Origin of the sequence: Dactylosporangium sp. NBC_01737 (assembly GCF_035963215.1) — a bacterium.
GTDB lineage: Bacteria > Actinomycetota > Actinomycetes > Mycobacteriales > Micromonosporaceae > Dactylosporangium.
Map to the genome: position 1 here is coordinate 6,064,558 of NZ_CP109153.1, position 18,784 is coordinate 6,083,341.

The 18,784-nt window shown below is 68.1% G+C and carries 5 protein-coding genes; 2 read left to right on the forward strand and 3 right to left on the reverse strand.

Annotation, left to right across the window (positions count from 1 at the left end; genetic code table 11):
• Positions 1-508 precede the first annotated feature (508 nt).
• The 3 genes from OHA72_RS27235 to OHA72_RS27245 all read right to left on the reverse strand — a co-directional run bounded on the left by OHA72_RS27235 (position 509) and on the right by OHA72_RS27245 (position 9,895).
• Complete coding sequence (locus OHA72_RS27235; protein WP_327010639.1) at positions 509-5,053, reverse strand: LamG domain-containing protein; 4,545 nt, start codon at positions 5,051-5,053, stop codon at positions 509-511.
• A 106-nt stretch (positions 5,054-5,159) separates the two neighbouring features.
• The gene (locus tag OHA72_RS27240; protein ID WP_327010640.1) at positions 5,160-5,345 is read right to left on the reverse strand and encodes a hypothetical protein; all 186 of its coding nucleotides are present in this window, start codon (positions 5,343-5,345) and stop codon (positions 5,160-5,162) included.
• A gap of 284 nt (positions 5,346-5,629) precedes the next feature.
• On the reverse strand, positions 5,630-9,895 hold the full coding sequence (locus OHA72_RS27245) for a ricin-type beta-trefoil lectin domain protein (RefSeq protein WP_327010641.1): 4,266 nt from the start codon (positions 9,893-9,895) through the stop codon (positions 5,630-5,632).
• Positions 9,896-10,831: 936 nt separating this feature from the next.
• On the opposite strand from OHA72_RS27245, the gene OHA72_RS27250 reads away from it, so the two are divergent.
• Both OHA72_RS27250 and OHA72_RS27255 read left to right on the forward strand, forming a co-directional pair.
• Positions 10,832-17,854: a polymorphic toxin-type HINT domain-containing protein gene (locus OHA72_RS27250; RefSeq protein ID WP_327010642.1), complete on the forward strand. Its 7,023-nt coding sequence runs from the start codon at positions 10,832-10,834 to the stop codon at positions 17,852-17,854.
• Positions 17,855-17,895: 41 nt separating this feature from the next.
• Positions 17,896-18,765, forward strand: a complete 870-nt coding sequence (locus tag OHA72_RS27255) for a hypothetical protein (protein WP_327010643.1) — start codon at positions 17,896-17,898, stop codon at positions 18,763-18,765.
• The last annotated feature ends 19 nt before the right edge of the window (positions 18,766-18,784 follow it).

Consider the following 18,784-nt stretch of genomic DNA (forward strand, 5'->3'; position numbering starts at 1 on the left):
GTGCGCGGGCTTGTAGCGAGGAGGTTGGCCACCGTCTCGTCGGTTGCTCCCGAGGCCATCGCGCGCAGGATCGTCCGGTCGAGCTGATCGATCAGAGGAGTGGCCGAAGGCGTGAACGTGCACTGGTTCACGCACATGCCACATAGCCGTTGCAAAGGTCCTCCCCCGGAGACACGCACAGAACGGCACTCATCGTCAGGGACGTCTGCCGGTTGCACAAGGACCTCGGCAAATGCAGTTGACCACCATCGGCCGGAAGCGGCCAGGGATCTTGTCCGGAGCGGGCCTCGTGGCTACGGTTTGCGACCGCAGAGGACTAGGTCTCGCATCCACGGAAGTCAAGGTTCCTGATCTTCAGGAAGCAGCGTCCACAGCAGACAGTCGCACGCGGCCGACGCCGGCCGTCTGCCGCACCGAGCGGAGCGTCGCGGCGAGGTCCGACGCCGCCGGTCGCCGGGAACGGAACCGGGGCCTGGCGTTGGCCAGGCCCCGGTTCGTGTGTAGTGGGTCAGTTGCTGGAGAAATACCCGAGGCAGTCCACGATCAGGTGGAGGGCGCCGTCGCTGTAGCTGTAGAAGTCGGTGGTGCCGCCGCTGGTCTTCGTCAGCGTCAGTGCCGCGATCGTCTGACCGGCGTACCAGTTGATGGTGGACGCCCCGGGTGGGGTGGCGCCGGTCGCGTAGGACTTGCCGAAGCCCCCGGATCCGCCCTGGGTGACGGTGAGGTTCAGGATGAGGGTCGCGTCGTCGGCGACGACGTTGCCGCAGCCGGACGACCGGACGCCGTACGCGACGACCGGTGCGTTGTCCTGGCGGGTGTCCAGCACCCGGGTGGCGTTGACGGCGTGGTACTTGCTGCCGCCGGTGCCGGCGGTGAAGTAGCCGATGACGTCGCCGACGACGTCGGTGTGGCTGCCGGCGAGCCCGCCGCTCATCGTGATGTCGATCTTTCCGTTGGCGGGTACGGCCACGATCGCCATGTCGGCGAGCACGCCACCGGCGGTCATCTGCAGCCCGGAGGTCATGGGCAGGGGTGTGCCGTCGGCCCGGGTGATGAGGTGCCCGGACGACGTCGCGTTCGCGGAGGTGAGGTTGATCGCGACCGCGGTGATGTCCGCCGGAACGCCGTTGACGCCGGCGACCTGCACGGCGATGGTGCCGCCGTTGGCCAGCGGGGCGAGCGGTGCTCCGAGGCCGGTCCTGGTGTCGAGGATGCGGGACGGGTGCAGTGGCTGGTAGGTGCTGTTGCCCGCCTTCGTGTCGTCGGTGGTGAAGTAGCCCGAGACGTCGAGGTTCAGGTGGGCGGTTCCGGCGCTGCCGACGTAGATGCTGATCGTGCCGTCCGGTCCGACCGGGACGATCGCGAAGTTGGCCAGTACGGCGTTGGTCTCGTAGTACAGGTTCGACGTCCCCGGCTGCGGCGTGTTGGAGGGGTACAGCGTCAGGAAACCGGGTGCCGTCGGGTAGATCACGGTCACGTTGACTGCGACGGCGGTGACGTCGGATGCCGGGATGCCGTTGACGCCGGCGATCGGAAGCCTGACCGTGCCGCCCGGCTGGATCGGCGCGGTCGACCCGCCGGTGCCGAGGCCGCTGCGGGTGTCCAGGAACCGGGTCGGGGTGATCGTCTGGTAATAGCCGGCCGGCGTCTGCGTCTGTGCGGCGCCGGCGACGACCCGGACCTCGTCGATGCCCCCGGCGAAGAACTCCGTGGCGGCACCGGCCTTCAGGGTGCGGCCGAGGTTGAACGCCCCGCTGGCGTTCCAGATCGCGGTGACGGCGGCCTCGCTCTGGAACCGCCGGTCGACGAACAGCCGGATCCGCCCGGCATGGGCGTCGTAGACGGCCTCCAGATAGGTCCAGCTGTCGACCAGCGGGGCCGCGATCGAGGTCGCCTGGACCGCGGTCGGGGTGTCGGTGTCGGTACCGGTGACCGTGAACGCCCACCGGTTGGCCGCCTTGTCGTAGCGGACCGCGAACGCGGCGCCCCGGCTGCCCTGCTGGGAGAAGGCGGTGCGGGAAATGCTGGTGTCGGTGAGCCGGACCCAGCCGCCGACCGTGAACGACTGGTCGGTGCGCACCGGCGCGCCGGCCGTGGCTGCGCCGGAGGTGCCGTCGAAGCAGAGGCCGGTGCTGTAGTCGTAGCCGTCGCAGAACGTCGCGGTCGGGTCCGCCGAGAGCGTCAGCGGGTGCTGATACCTGCTCTCGTCCGTGACCTGCCGGGGCTCAGCGGTGGTGTAGTCCTCGATGTCCCAGTTGCCGGCGGTGACCGGGGCGGCAGCCGGCTTCAGGTCGAGCTCGGGGTCCAGGGCGCGGTCCCAGACCTGGGCCTCGCCAATGTCGCCAAGGAACGTGCCGCTGCGGGAGCCGTTGACCTTGCCCCGGCCGAGCAGGAGCACCCCGGTGGCGTTCCAGTTCGTGGCGCGGGTGGACTGGCCGGCCAGGAGCCCGTTCACGTACAGCTTCGCGGTCTTCGTGCCCGCGTCCCACGACGCCGCGAGGTGCGTCCACTGGTTGAGTACCGGTGGGGCGCCCGACGTCGTCCGTGCGGGCGGCGCGTTGGCGGTGTCCGAGCCGTACGTGGTCAGCGTCCACCGGTTGACTGGCGCCGGCGTGTACGAGAGGGCGAACCCGCAGTTCGCCGCGCCTTCCTGGCACAGGACGGTGCGGGCGGTGTCGAGACCGCCGGTGGGCCGGACCCAGGCGGCGACGCCGAAGCTCTTCGACGTGTCGAGCACGGTGGCGGCGGAGGCGGCGTGGTCGTCGACGCCGTCGAACCGCAGCCCGCGGTCCGTGCCGGCGGTCTGGTGCGTGCCGGGGACGCGGCCGTCGGTCCATGCTGGCCCGTTGGCCGCCGTCAACGCCGGGCCGCCGGCCGGCGAGGTGGAGAGCGCGGTGCCGGTGCCTTCGTCGAGCTTCCAGGTGGCCTTGGGGCCGGTGGGGGCGGCGACGAGGAACCGGTAGTCCTTCGGCGGTGACGCGTTCTGACCGGCGTCGCGGGAGCGGACGGTCAGCACGTTCTCGCCGGCGTGGGTCGGGGTGGCCCAGATCGTGGCCGGACCGCCGGTGATGGTGGCGGTGGCGTACATCTTGGGGCCACCCTCGACCTGGTACTCGTAGTCGACGATGTCGGTCTCGCCGTTGGCGCCGAGGGTGAACTGGCCGCTGCGGCCGACGGTGCCGCGCAGGGTGTCGTTGGGCGGCGACTCCAGGTACAGGCCGTCGGCTGCCGTCACGGTCGGTTTGATGCCGGGTGGGGTGGTATCGAGCGTGAACTCACACCACGGCGACCAGCCCGACGTGCCACCGAGGCCGTCGCTCACCTGCACCTGCCAGCGGGCCATCGACCCGGTGAGCGCGCCCTGCGCGACGCCGACCTCCCCGATGGTCCCCGACGGGATACCCGTGTCGCTCTTCGGCCAGCCGGCGACGGCGGCCCAGGCGGTGCCGTTCCACTGCTGCAGCGCGAAGGAGGCGGACAGCTGGCCGCTCTGGTCACCGTCGGGGTCGGAGATGCTGGCCTGCAGCGACGGGGTCGTCGTGCGGATGTTCGGCCGGCCGGTGCCGGTGACGCAGGGCTGTCCGGCAGCGGTGAAGTCGGGGTGGGTGGTCAGCGCCGTCGCCTGAGGGGTGTTGGGCAGCGTGTTGTACTCGATGGACATGGCGGTGGAGGCCTGGTCGAACTTCTTCCAGCGGTTGCCGGCGGCCTCGTCAGTGCCGTCGCTGTCGCGGGCGGAGAGGCCGAGGGTGTAGAAGCCGCGGCCCTGCCCGAAGTTGATGACGTCGTTGACCAGGGTCGGGTTGGAGAACTCCATGTACATGTTCGGCTGCGGGTCGTTGTTGCAGCCCGCGCCGGTGGAGGGCTTGTGCGCGTGGCCGGACTTCGTCTCGACGAACAGGTTCAGGGCCGGGCCCGACCAGGTCTGCTTGCCGCTGCTGGGAAGGTCGGCGGTGCGGTACAGGCTGACAGGCGTGGCATTGCAGTCCCACGAGTGGGTCATGGTGGTGATGAACTTGGCGTTGCGAATCTGCTTGCCCGGCAGCCAGGTCAGGTCGAACGCGAAGAACGACCGGAAGGTGCCGGACCCGTCGGTGTTGAGCCCGACCCGGACGATGCCGTCGTCACGGTTGGCGTCGGTGGAGTTCGTGTACCCCCAGCGGGACCTTCCGACGCCGGTCCACGGGTCGATGACGACGGGGAATGCGACGTTGGGGTCGGCGAGCATGGCTGCGTCCGGGACGATGACCAGCGAGCCGTTCTCCACCGTGGTGGGGAGGCTGGCCTTGCGGGACTCGTCGGGGACGTGCCGCAGCACGGAGCTCTTGCCGGCCGTCAGTGAGCGCTGCGCGGCCGGCGCGCCGGTGGAGTCCCACATGAGGGCCGGACCCGCGGACGCGGTGGTCTTGCCGGTCTTGTCGCGGGTCTCGTAGCCGCCGCCGGGCCGCTGCTTCAGCGTCCAGCCGGTGCTGCTGAGCCCGAACTTGAGCTTCTTCAGGGCCGGGTTCGCCGCGGCCTGGCGGGTCTTGACGACGAGGGAGTAGCCGAAGCCCTCCACTGTGGACTGGACCTGCAGGTCGATGTCCGGCAGCACCGACTCGTAGACGGCGACGTCGCCCTCGATGCGGGGCGCGGGCAGCTTCGACGGCCAGGTCAGCTTGAGCGCGCCGCCGGCACCGTTCAACGTCACGAGGGGTTCGGTGCCGCCGGCGGAGAACCGCACGTCCGCGACCGACGCCGCGGGCGCGATCGAGTTGCCGTCCTTGCGCAGTTTCAGGTCGATCTGCCGCCAGTCGCCGTCCTTCTTCGTCCAGTGCGGCACGGCGTAGCTCTCGCGCACGAGCGTCCCGCGCGGCGTCGCCAGTACCCGGGCCGTCTCTGAACGGGAGTTGGAGACCTCGACGTTGCTGCCGCTCTCGGCCGCCTGGCGCAGCGCTGCGGTCTCCGCCGCCCGCTGGTTCGCGGCCGGCTGTCCCACTGGAGCCGCCGCGGCGGGTGTCCCGAAGGTGAGCGCGACGGCGGTGCCGGCCGAGGCGACCGCGAGTGCGGTCGCCATGGCGACCTTGGACGAACCGTGTCTGGGCACGGCACGATGCAGTTTGATCACTGTGGCCCCCGCTGCGTGAAAGTGACCGAAACGTAGGGGGTGCGCAGCCACTGTGTCAATCGACGGTGAGGGATATGCCCAATAGAGAGGCCATCGTCTCGAGGATGTCGCTGAAGACATGACCGGGCTGCGAATCGGTACGAAACTCTGCCGATCGGGCATCGACGATGAACGACACCGGCTGGGGCCGGCCATCGCGATCGCACCGGACGGCACCAGGCTCGCCGCCGTCGGCGGCCACGGCACGGTGCGGATCTGGAGCGCCGTGTCAGGTTCCCAAGGTACCTACGTGCGCGTGGATCAAGGGCTCGCTGACAACGCTTGGTTTCCACGCCGCAGCGCACTTGTGCTTGGAGGCACTGCCGGGCTGTACGCACGGAGGCCGGCCGCGTCGTCACCAACTGGCCCGGGATGGCCGCCGAGTACGCGGTCCGCACCGCCCGCCCGCGGGAGACCGACTACACCACGGTGCCATGAGACGGGCCCGCGACCGCCGGCTCGGCGGTCGCGGGCCCTTTCATGCCGTTACGGCACGTACCACGTCTGACCGGGCAGCCCGTTGCAGTCGTAGATCTGCAGCTGCACGGAGTTCGCGGTGCTCTGTCCGGTCACGTCCAGGCACCGGCCCGAGTTCGGGTTGCGCAGGGTGTTGTTCGCCCCCACCACCCACTGCTGGTTCGGGTAACCGTTGCAGGTGTACAGCTGGATCTTGGACTGGTTGGCGGTGCCGATGCTGGTGATGTCCACGCACATCGTCCCAATCCGCAGTGTGTTGTCGGGCAGGAGCGCGAAGATCTGCGAATACGTGCCGCCGAGGCAGTCGTAGGACTGGATCGGGTTGGTGTTGACGAGCGCCGCGTTGCGGTTGTCGAGGCACTTGCCGGCCAGGCCCGAGCGGAACATGCCGATGCCCGACCACTGCATCGTCCACTGCTGGGCGGCGCTGCCGGTGCCGGAGCAGGCCGAGAGCCGCAGCGCGGTCCCGTCGGCCGTGCTGCCGTTCGTGACCTCCAGGCACAGCCCCGAGGCGGGGTTGCGCAGCGAGTTGAACGAGCCGACCTCCCACTGCTGCCCCGACCCGCTGGTGCAGGAGGACAGCTGCGCCAGGGTGCCCGGTGCGGTGCCGTTGTTCGCCGCGGTGAGGCACTTGCCGTTGATGCGCACGGTGTTGTCGCCGGGCATCGTCCACAACTGCGCCGAGTAGCCGGCGTTGCAGCCGTAGGAGTTGACGGGGTTTCCGTCGGCGCTCTGGCCGCCGGCGTTGTCCAGGCACTTGCCGGCGATACCGGAGCGCACCAGCATCATCGTGTTGGTCTGGATGGCGCCGCCCGCGGACCGCAGCGCCCCGGCGTAGACCCTGACCTCGTCGACGTCGCCGGCGAAGAACTCGGCGGCGGCGCCGGCCTGGAGGGTGCGGCCGACGTTGAACGTGCCGGTCGCGTGCCAGTTCGCGGTGACGACCGCCTCGCCCTGCAGCTGGCCGTTGACGTAGAACCGGATCTTGCCGAGCGCCCCGTCGTAGATCGCCTCCAGCTCGGTCCAGGTGTTGAGCGCCGGCGCCGCCAGCGAGTTCACCTTGGCGACCGTGGGGGCGTCCGTGTCGGTGCCGGTCGCCGCGAACGACCACCGGTTGGCGGTCTTGTCGTACCGGACGGTGAACGCGGCGCCGCGGGTGCCCTGCTGGGAGAAGACGGCGCGGGACACGTTGGTGTCGGTGATGCGCGCCCATGCGGTGACCGAGTAGGACTGGTCGGTGCGCACGACCGCGGGTGCGGTGGCGGCGCCGGTGAGGCCGTCGAAGCACAGGCCGGTGATGTCGTGGCTGTCGCACCAGGTGACGGTGCCGGCGGGCTCGGTGAGCGTCAGCGGGCGCTGGTAGTTGGAGTCGTCGAGGACCTGCCGCGGCGCGTCCTCGTCGTAATCCTCCATCGCCCACTCACCCACCTTGGCGGGCTTGATCGTCTGCGCGATGTCGACGAAGTGGTCGATGGCCCGCGGCCACACCTGCACATCGCTGATGTCGCCAAGGAAGGTCGGCTGGCGTACGCCGTTCCACCTGCCGGCGCCGGTGAGCAGCGCGCCGGTGGCGTTCCAGTTGGACGCGCGGCTGAGCTGGCCGGCCGCGTTGCCGTTGACGTAGAGCTTCGCGGTCTTGGTGCCCTTGTCCCACGAGACCGCCAGGTGCGTCCACTGGTTGAACGTCGGCGGGGTGGGTGCGGTGGCGTAGACGGTGGGTGCGTTGGCGGTGTCGCTGTCGTACATGGTCAGCGCCCACCGGTTCGTCGGCGCCGGCAGGTACATGATGGCGAAACCGCAGGCCATCGAGCCTTCGACACACAGCACGGTGCGCTGGCTCGCGGTGCTGCCCGTCAGCCGGACCCAGGCGGCGGCGCTGAAGCTCTGGGAGGTGTCGACGATCGGGCCGGGTGCGGCGGTGAGGTCGTCGACGCCGTCGAAGCGCAGGCCGCCGTCCTTGCCGTTCGTCGTGTGCGTCCCGAGGACGCGCCCTTCCGTCCACACAGGACCGCCGGTGAGCGTCGCCGTCGGGCCGCCTGCCGGGGTCGTCGCGGCCGTCGTGCCGGCGCCCTCGTCGAGCTTCCACGCCTTGGCCGCGGAGTGGCTGTTGACGAGGAACCGGTAGTCGTACGGCGGCGAGGCGTTCTGGCCGGCGTCCCGCGAGCGGACGGTCAGCACCTGCTCGCCGACGTGGGTCGGGGTGACCCAGACGGTGGCTGGACCGCCGGTGGTGGTGGCGGCGACATAGTTCTTCGGGCCGCCGTCCAGCTGGTACTCGTATTCGACGATGTCGGTCTCGCCGTTGGCACCGAACGTGAACTGCCCGGTGCGGCCGACTGAGCCGCGCATGGTGTTGTTCGGCGGCGACTGCAGGTACAGGCCGTCGTCCGCCACCACGGTCGGCTCGCCGGCGGGCGGGGTCGTGTCGATCGTGAACTCGCACCACGTCGACCACCCGGAGGTGCCGCCCTTGGTGTCGCTGACCTGGACCTGCCACCGGTAGACCGAGCCGGTCAGGATGCCCGCCGGCACCTGCACCTCGGCGAGGGTGCCCGACGGTACGCCGGAGTCGCCGCTGGGCCAGCCGCCGACAGCGGTCCAGTTGCTGCCGTTCTGCTGCTGGAGCGCGAACGACGCGGAGAGCTGGCCGCTTCCGTCGCCGTCGGGGTCGGAGATGTTGGCCTTGAGCCACGGCGCGGTGGACCGCACGATGGGCCGGCCGGTGCCGGTGGCGCAGGCCTGCCCGGCGGCGGTGTAGTCGGTGTGTGTGGTCAGGGCCGAGGCCTGCGGCGTGTTCGGCAGGCTGTTGTACTCGATCGACAGGAAGGTCTGACTCTGGTCGAACTTCTTCCACCGGTTTCCGGCGGTCTCGTCGGTGCCGTCGCTGTCGCGGGTGGACAGGCCGAGGGTGTAGAAGCCGCGGCCCTGGCCGAAGCCGATGACGTCGTTGACCAGGGTCTGGTTGGAGAACTCCATGTACAGGTTGGGTTGGGGGTCGTTGGGGCAGCCGGTGCCGCCGGACGGCTTGTGCGCGTTGCCCGACTTCGTCTCGATGAACACGTGCAGGTCCGGGCCGTCCCAGGCCTGCCTGCCGTTGCCAGGAAGGTCCTCGGTCCGGTAAAGGCTGACCGGCGTCGCGGAGCAGTCCCACGAATGCGTCATCAGGGTCCCGAACTTCGCGCCCAGGACCTGCTTGCCGGGCAGCCAGGTCAGGTCGAAGGCGAAGAACGACCGGAAGGTGCCGGACCCGTCGGGGTTCTGCCCGACGCGCACGACGCTGTCGTCACGGTTGGCGTCGGTGGAGTCGGTGTAGCCGGTGCGGGACTTGCCGACGGTGTTCAACGGGTCGATGACGACCGGGTAGGCCACGTTCGGATCGGCGAGCATCTTCGCGTCGGGGACGATGACGAGCGAGCCGCCCTCGACGGTCGTGCTGAGATCGGCCTTGCGGGAATTGTCGGGGGCGTGCCGCAGCAGCGTGTCCTTGCCGGCGGTGCGGGCCGCGGCGAGGGACCGCTGGGCACCGGGGACGCCGGCGGCGTCCCACATGAGGGCCTGGCCGGCGGAGACGGTGACCTTGCCGTTCTTGTCGCGGGTCTCATAGCCGCCGCCGGGTCGTGGCTTGAGCGTCCAGCCGGTCGTGCTCAGCCCGAACTTCAGCTTCGCCAGAGCCGGGTTCGCCGCGGCCTGTTGGTTCTTGACGATCAGGGAGTAGCCGAATCCCTCCACAGTGGAGTGGACCTGCAGGTCGATGTCCGGGAACACCTGCTCATAGATGGCGGTGTCGCCCGCGATCCGCGGTGCCGGCAGTTTCGACGGCCAGGACAGCTTGAGTGCGCCACCGTCACCGTTGAGCGTGACGAGCGGCTCCGCGCCGCCCGCGGAGAACCGCAGGTCGACGACCGACGCCACCGGCGCGATCGTGTTGCCGTCCTTGCGCAGCGACAGGTCGATGTCCCGCCATGCGCCGTCCTTCTTCGCCCAGCGCGGCGTGGAGTAGCTCTCCCGCACCAGCGTGCCTCGCGGCGTGGCCATGATCCGCGCCGCCTCGGACTTGGAGTTCGCCACCTCGACCGGGCGGCCGGACTCGACCGCCTGCCGGAGCGCCGTGGTCTCGGCCGTCCGCTGATTGACCGGCGCCGGGTCCGCGGCGGCCGGAGCGGCGGCGGCGAGCACGGCGACCGAGCCGGCGGCGGCCGCTACCGTGGCCGCTAACGCGATGCTGACGGACAGTGTGCCGCGCCGGGATCGGCGCAAGGCAGGGTGGAGCTTCATCACGGAGCCTCCGATAAGAGAACAGCATGTCTGGAAAGGCGTAGGAAACGGCGGACCCGCGAACCGCTGGGTGGCGATCGCGGGTCCCGGGCAAGTCGTTCGATCAGTGGGTCACGGCACGAACCATTCCGAACTTCAGCTTCGCCAGGGCCGGGTTCGCCGCGGCCTGCTTGTTCTTGACGTCCGCACCGATTCGGACCGGGAGTTGGCGACCTCGACGTTGCGGCCGCTCTCTACCGCCCGTTTGATCGCGGCCCGCTCGTCGGCTCGCTGGTTCGTGACGGGCTGTCCCGTCGGGCTAGGCGTGGGTTCCGCCGCCGCCGGCGCCCCGAACGCGACGGTGGTGCCCACTGAGGTGACGGCCAGCGACGTGGCCATGGCAAGTCTGGATGTGCCGTGTCTGGACACGGCAGGATGCAGTCTGATCACCATTAGCCCCCGCGAAGTGAAATTGAGCGAAACGTAGGGGCCGCGGGGCCTCGTGTCAATCGATGGGTTCCGTGTCGGTACGAGACCGGACAGTATGCCCGCTTTGCTGATTGCCGTCACTATGCACGCACAGTGACGTCTTGGCGGATGTGAATGGCGGCTCGTCGCCCAGGCCCGCGACCACCGATGGCCGTGACCCTTTCCGCGCGGAGCGGAGGATTGTCCGGATTGGCGATGACGTGCACCGCGGAAGATCACGAAGCCTTGACTTCGGTAAATGTGAGCCCTACGTTCGCCGTGCACGAGTGTCGATCAGTGTCGACTGCATGGGCCTGACGGGGAGGCTTGACATGTTCAGCGATGGGTGCGTGCCGCGCACAGGGCAGTGGCCGATGTGAATTCGATGGACCGTCGGCGTGTAGACCCGCGTTCTCCTGTCTTCCTGATCTTTGCCTGGCTGCTGTCCTGATCGGACGGTGGCCGGTTCACCCTTGCTGCGGAGGAACTGTGCCCTTTCCCAACGTCGTCGAGTCGATCGGCCTGCCGCCGCGATCTCGTCGGGTGTTCGGTCGCGTGACGCGCGCGGTCGCCGCGTCGGCGATCCTGGCGGTGGCAGCAAACTGCCTGGTGGTGCCGCCGGTGCAGGCGGCGCCGAAGGCAACCAAGCCCGAGGCGGCGCAGCGGTACAAGGACGTGCCGGGTGGCACGGTGGCGGTGAAGGAGCCGCAGCCGGGAACAGCGTCGGCTGCTGCGCGCCGGGCGACGGTGAGCTCGGTGCAGTGGCCGGCCGCGGGGACCGCGGACCTGAACATGACGGCGGCGCGGACGCAGCTGCGGGCCTCGGGCAGCGCGTCCGGCGGCCAGGCGTCGGTGGCGGTGCCTGGGTCACCGTTGCGGGTGGTCTCCGGTGCGAAGGGCCCGGAGCAGGTGCGGGTGCAGACGTTGCCGCAGGACGAGGTCCACGCGGCGGGTGTGCAGGGCGTGATGTTCCGGATCGCCCGCACGGACTCGGCCGCGGGCACCGGCACGGTGCAGCTTGAGGCGAGCTACGGCGCGTTCGAGTCGGCGTTCGGCGCCGACTGGGCGAGCCGCCTGCGGCTGATGGTCATCCCGGACTGTTACCAGACCCGGCCCGAGGACACGGCGTGCCGGCCGGTGCCGGTCAGCTCCGAGCACAACGCCAAGACGAAGACGGTGACTGGTGAGGTAGCGGTCCCGGCGGCCGTCACCACCGCGGCGGCCGCAAAGATGACGTCGGGCAACGTCACGGTTGCTCTGGCTTCGGGCCTGTCGGGCGGTTCCGGCAGCTTCGGCGCCACGACCCTCGCGCCGTCGTCGACGTGGTCGTCGGGAAGTTCGGCCGGTGGGTTCTCCTGGAGCTACCCGATGCGGGTGCCGCCCGCGGTTGGCGGAGCGGCGCCGACGATCGGACTGTCGTATGCGTCGCAGTCGGTGGACGGCCGGCACGCGGCGTCGAACAACCAGCCCGGTTGGATCGGTGAGGGCTTCTCCTACGACACCGGATACATCGAGCGCCGGTACGTCGGGTGCGTGAACGACAAGGCCAACGGTGGGAACAACACCGCCGACACCGGCGACCAGTGCTGGGCGACCGACAACGCGGTGATGTCGCTCAACGGCGGCGGTGGTGAGCTGCTGAAGGACGCGAGCGGGTTGTGGCACCCGGTGCAGGACGACGGCTCCCGCATCGAGAAGTTGACCGGCGCATCGAACGGCGACAACGACGGTGAGTACTGGAAGGTGACCGCGGCCGACGGCACCAAGTACTGGTTCGGCCGCAACCAGCTGCCCGGCTGGACGAGCGGCAAGACCGAGACGAACTCGGTCCAGTCTGCCCCGGTTGCGGGCAACCACGCCGGTGAGCCTTGCAAGGGTTCCACGTTCGCGGCGTCGTTCTGCACCCAGGCGTACCGGTGGAATCTCGACTACATCGAGGACCCGTACGGCAACACCGCCTCGCTGTGGTACGCGCGGGACACCAACTACTACGCGAAGAACATGCTGCAGAACTCGCCGGTCGCGTACGACCGTGACGGGTACCCGGTGCGGATCGACTATGGCACCGACAACCGCACGGTCGTCAACGGGGTGCGGACGGACTCGGCGTACACGGGTGTGAACGCCCCCGCCCAGGTGCACTTCGGAGTCTCCGACCGGTGTGTGACCGCGAGCTGCGGCACGAAGGACAAGACGAACTGGCCGGACACCCCGTGGGACCTGAACTGCGCGTCGACCGGCACGTGCTGGCAGTCGGCGCCGTCGTTCTGGAGCAGCAAGCGGCTCACCAGCGTCACCACCACGGTGTGGAAGGGCAGCGGATACCAGAACGTCGACCAGTGGATCCTGCGGCAGTCGTTCCCGGACCCGGGTGACGGCACTCGCGCCGGGTTGTGGCTTGAGGGCATCACGCACAAGGGCTTGAACGGTACTGCGGTGACGCTGCCCGAGGTGACGTTCGAGGGCGTCCAGATGCCCAACCGCGTCGACGCGGTGTGGTCGGACTTCGCGCCGGCGATGAACTGGTGGCGGATCACGTCGATCCGCACCGAGGCGGGTGGGGAGATCGCGGTCGACTACAGCGACCCGGACTGCGTGAACCCGGGCCGCCTGCCGAACGCGAACGCGCTGGACAGCAACACGTTGCGGTGTTACCCGGTGAAGTGGGTCCCGGACGGATACACCCAGCCGCGCACGGACTATTTCCACAAGTACGTGGTCGACTCGGTGCAGCAGATCGACCTGACGGCCGGTGGCAGCGCGACGAAGATGTTCTACGAGTACCAGAACCCGGAGAACCTGCCGCTGTGGCACTGGGACGGCGAGGACGGTCTCGTCGAGTCCAAGTACAAGACGTGGGGCCAATGGCGCGGCTACCCGTACGTCGTCACGAAGATCGGTGAGGGTGCCAAGCAGCAGGTGTTGAAGTCCCTGTATTTCCGGGGCATGCACGGCGACAAGACCGTCTCCGGCACCCGCACGGTGAATGTCGAAGGTCTGGAAGGGGGGCCGGTTCCGGACTACGAGCAATACGCCGGGACGGTCCGTGAGCAACTGGTCTATCTCAACGGCGCGGTGAACGCCGCGACGGTGACGACGCCGTGGCGCTCTACGAACGCTGTGGCAAGCCGGACGATCAACGGGGTCGTCACCGAGTCCCGGTACGTCGGCAGCGAGAAGACCGCGACCCGTGCCGCGATCAGCGGTGGGCTGTGGCGCCGGTTCGAGTCGGTCGTGGTGAGCGATCAGCAGGGTGTGCCGCTGAGGGTCAACGACCTCGGCGACCCGGCCGACCTGACCGACGACAAGTGCACGCTGCAGGAGTACCTGCCGAACACCGATCCGAACGTGTGGGTGCTGCATTCGGCGAAGCGGGTCCGCACGTGGGCCGGTGACTGCACCGCCAACGGGCCGTCCGCCGCGGAGCAGGTCCTCTCTGACACGCGGATCACGTATGACAACCTCGCGTACGGTGCGACACCGACGACGGGTCTGGTCACGAAGATCGAGCGGATGAGTGCGTGGAACGGTGGCAACGTCCAGTTCCAGACCGTCGGCACCTACAAGTACGACGTGCACGGCCGCACCATCGAGTCCACGGACATTGCGGGCAGGGTGTCGAAGACGGCGTACTCGCCGGCGACAGGTGGCCCGCTCGTCGGGATGACCACCACCAACCCGAAGCTGTGGAATACGTCAGTCACGATCGACCCGGCGCACGGTGAGGTGCTCACTGAGTCCGATGTCAACAGCCGGATCACCTCCGCGCTGTACGACGGGCTCGGCCGCCGCACGAAGGTGTGGTACGCCGACCGTCCACAGGCGTCGAACCTGAACACGCCCAGCGTGGAGTACCGATACACGATCAGCAAGACATCGGTGAACGGCTTGGAAACCCTTGCTCCGGATGCGAACGGCAACTACCAGTCGTTGTTCCAGATCTACGACGGGCTGCTGCGGGCACGGCAGGTCCAAGGGCGTGCGGTCGGCGGCGGCAGGGTCATCACGTCCACGAACTTCTACGACACCGCCGGGCGGGTGTGGAAGAGCAACCAGCCGTACGACACGACCGGCACAGCCGGTCTCACCTTGCATCAGCCGGCGGACCTCGATGTGCCGACGCAGACCCGGGTCGACTTCGACACCGCCGGTCGGGTGATCGAGACCGCGTTGTACTCCAACGACGTGCGCAAATGGGGCACGCTGACGAACTACTACGGTGACTACACGACCTCCACCCCGCCGCTGGGTGGGACCGCCGTCGCGGCGTTCACGGACAACCACGGCCAGAACACCAAGCTGCGCCAGTACCACGGCAGCACCCCGACCGGCACGTACGACGAGATCATCTACAAGTACAACAAGACGGGTCAGATGGAGTCGGTCACCGACGCCTCCGGCAACGTCTGGTCCTACGAGTACGACGATCTCGGCCGGGTATGGAAGTCCGTGGATCCGGACAGGGGCCCGGTCGAGCTGACTTACAACGCCTACGACCAGGTTGAGACGAGCAAGGATGCCGAGAACCGGATTCTTGGCTTCACTTACGATGATCTCGGCCGGCCGCTCACCACGCGGGACGGCGGCATCACCGGCACGGTGCGGACGCAGATGGTGTACGACCTGCCGGCCAAGGGTCTGACGAAGTCGGTGTCGCGGTTCGTCGCCGGCAACGAGTACAAGACAGAGCTGATCACCGCCGACGCGATGTACCGGCCGACGCAGACCAGGGTCACCATCCCGACCTCCGAGGGCTTGCTGGGCACCACGTATTCGGTGCGCAGCACGTACAAGCCGGACGGCAGCCCGAACACGCTGATTCTGCCGACGACGGGCAACCTCGCCGGGGAGACCCTCACCTACGAGTACGACAGCACATACGGGCTGCCGAAGGCCTTGAGCACGAACTACGGCGACGTCACGCACTACGTCACCGACGCCACCTACACGGAGTTCGGCGAGTCGAGCAGCGTCATCCGGTCGACGGCGTTGACCGGTGCGCCGTTCGTGCAGAGCAAGACCGAGTACGACGACGTTACCCATCAGGTGAAGCGTCAGGCGGTCCTCAAGTCCGTCGGCTCGGCGTACGTGACCGACGCATCGTACAAGTACGACGACGTGGGCAACCTCATCAAGATCGACGACAACCCGCTGGCCGGGCAGCGGGACACTCAGTGCTTCCAGTACGACCACGTCCAGCGGTTGAAGCAGGCGTGGACCCCGCAGAGCGGCGACTGCTCGACCGCGCCTGCGTCCACGACGATGGGCGGCCCCGCGCCGTACTGGCAGGAGTGGGACTTCGGCACGGCCACCGACCCGAAGGGGCGTACCGGGTCGCGGTTGAAGGAGATCGACCACCTGACGCCGACCGGCCTGCAGACCACCGAATACACCTATCCGAACCAGGGTGTAGCCGGAACCCAGCCGCACCTGCTCCAGGAAAGCAACCTGAAGAACTCCGCCGGGCAGGTGCTCAAGACCTCGACCTACACGTACGACAAGACGGGCAACACCAGGACGCGGCCGGGCCCGAACGGGCAGCAGGACTTGGAGTGGGATGCCGAAGGACACCTCACCTCGGTGACCGATACGGCTGGCACGCAGTCGTACATCTACGACGGTGCGGGCAACCGTTTGCTGGCCAAGGACACCAGCGGCGACACCACCCTGTACCTGGGTGGGATGGAGATCCGGCTCTCCGGTGCATCACTGTCGGCAACCCGGTTCTACTCGTTCAACGGTCAGGTCGTCGGGCAGCGCACCGGTGCTGGCATCACGTGGTTGTGCAGCGACCAGCAGGGAACCGGCACCGTCGCGGTCAGCGCCGACGCGTCGCAGACCGTGACCCGCCGCCGCCAGACGCCGTACGGTGAGGCGCGTGGCTCTGCTGTGACGTGGCCGAACAAGAAGGGTTTTGTCGGCGGCGACACCGATCCGACAGGCCTGGTGCATCTCGGTGCGCGTGAGTACGACCCGAACATCGGGCGGTTCATCTCCGTCGACCCGGTCGTCGACTTCAGTACTCCGCAGCAGCTGCACGGGTACTCGTATTCGGACAACAACCCGATCACGTTCTCGGACCCGAGCGGCCTGTCGAAGATCGGCGACTTCGCCAGAGGTTTCCTCCGGGGTCTGTGGAACACGGTCAGTCCCTGGGAGATGCTGGCCACGCTTCGGGGCATCCGCAAGATGCTCAAGGATCCGAAGAGCGCATGGAAGGCGTTTGAGGGCGACGCGAAGAAGTGGGAGGAGAAGACCGGCAGCGAGTTCATGGGCTGGGCCTGCGCGATCACCGGCATCTGCGAACAACTCGCCACCTGTTTCGGCGGTGACGCCAACGCCTACGATTGCGGCGTCACCGTCGGCGAAATCGCTGGCGAGATGCTCATGAATGCGCTGTCCGGCGGCGCGGGACTCAGCATGCGTGCGGCCAAGGCCGCCAAGAAACTCGCCGAGAAGTTCGGCATCACCGTTCCCAACATGGACCGCGGTCCGTCGCGCCGGGACGGCGACGACGACCACGACGGCAACGGGAGCAACGGCGGCAGCAACGGCTCGCCACTCAACAACGACTCCGGCGTCCCAGGGTCAGACAAGAACGCCGACAAACCCAAACATGACAGGACCGACACCGAGGACACGAAAGACCCCGAACCTACGGGCGAGAAGTGCAACGGGCACAGCTTTGATCCGGACACCAAGGTCCTCATGGCCGACGGCACCGCCAAGGCCATCAAGGACGTCCGGATCGGCGACGAGGTTCTGGCCACGGACCCCGAGACCGGCAAGACCCGCGCCGAGGTCGTCGAGGACCTGCACCGCAACCTCGACGAGGAGTTCGCCACCCTGGAGGTGGTGAACGGCGAGGGCGCCAAGGCCACGCTGCAGACGACCGCGAACCACCCGTTCTGGAACGAGTCTCTCGAACAATGGCAGCCCGCAGGGGACCTGGCATTCGGCGACCAGTTGGTCGAACCGGACGGCTCGACGGTCAGTGTCGACACGTCCGTGGTGTGGACCGGCGCGAAGTACATGCACGACCTGACCGTCGCGCAGACGCACACGTACTATGTACTGGCCGGCAACGATCCGGTACTGGTCCACAACTGCGGAGGTTCAGCAGACCCCACCCATGGAACCTCATGCACCTGCTCCACCGGTGGCAGACCACGTGGGCACAACGGATGGTACTTGCCCGTTCCGGGTTCCGGCGGAGGGTCAGCCTGGACCGATGCCATGCGCCGTGCCGCATGGCGGGCCATCTACAATGACCCCAACTCGGGGCTGTATCCGTGGGAGCGTGCGCAGATTCCTCTCCGGGGTTGGCGCGGTCCCACGCGGATCAATCCATGGACGGGTCAGACGGAAACAATGGAACTTTCTCATGAGCCGGTCTCTCGCGCCGCAGGTGGCACGCAGGTCGTCCCGCAGTGGCCGGACGCGCATGTGTGGATCGATCCGTCCCGGTTCCTGGCCGGGAATCGTATCCCGTTCACGAATATTTATCCCTGATGGCGGAGTGTGAGATGTCCGCAGGTTACAAGGTGAGGGGAGTGTTTCAGCAGCCCAGCTTTTCGCCGACGGCGGACGAGCTGTACTGGCTGCTGGACAGTCTCGGCCTGGATGAGCCTCAATGGATCGTCATCGAGTCCCATGACGACGACTGGCGAGGCATCCAGGCAACGTGGGTGGGCGAGCGGTTGATTACCGTCGAGTTCCGCGAAGGTGCAGACGCTGAGATGTCGGAGTTTCCTGCAGTTGACGTGCTCACCGCACATCAGCTGATCCTCGGATGCATGTCCAATCCGCAGGACTGGGTGAGTGTCGCCCGCGGCATTGTTCCCGAGCTGGAGACCAGTGCGTTCGCGCGTTCGGCGGAGGAGTCGATCCGGGAGCGCTTGTCCTACGACTACTCGAAGAGCGGCCTGTCCGTGCAGGTTGCTGTGCTCGACTACGTGAAGAGCGCGGAGCACCTCGGTGTTGCCGCAACGCCTCCGTTGATGATCAATTGGGGTGGTCTTCGGGTCACGCCGGGGGATGTCTGGGCAGTCTCCGGGCCCGGGCGGGTGTCTGTCGTGGTCGAGAGGTTCGCTCCGGAGCAACGCCATGGCATCTCGATCTCGAGTGCGCGGCCCGGACTCGGCTTCGACGGCATGACGAACTTGCCCGAGGTCGTTCTGTGGCCGGACAGGGGCCGTACGGAGTTTGTTGTCGACCATGATGGTTCGGTCGACGCGCTGCGAATTTCGAACGTTTTTCTCTACGGTGACGGCGGGTCGGCCCATGTCGCGCGGGGGGCCGAGAACTCGGCGTTGTCGGTGAAGGTCGCCAGTGCTGACGAGCGCGTCTACCACTGCAACTACTACTCGACATCGCCGCCGACGTTCGACGACCTTGTGTTCAGGGTGATTCGTACCGGGTAGACGCCGAGTCCATCGGCGC

What these genes read in the sequence shown, in the direction of transcription:
- OHA72_RS27235 (WP_327010639.1), bottom strand. Translation starts at nt 5,053, where the DNA reads ATGGCGACCGCACTCGCGGTCGCCTCGGCCGGCACCGCCGTCGCGCTC.
- OHA72_RS27245 (WP_327010641.1), bottom strand. Translation starts at nt 9,895, where the DNA reads ATGAAGCTCCACCCTGCCTTGCGCCGATCCCGGCGCGGCACACTGTCC.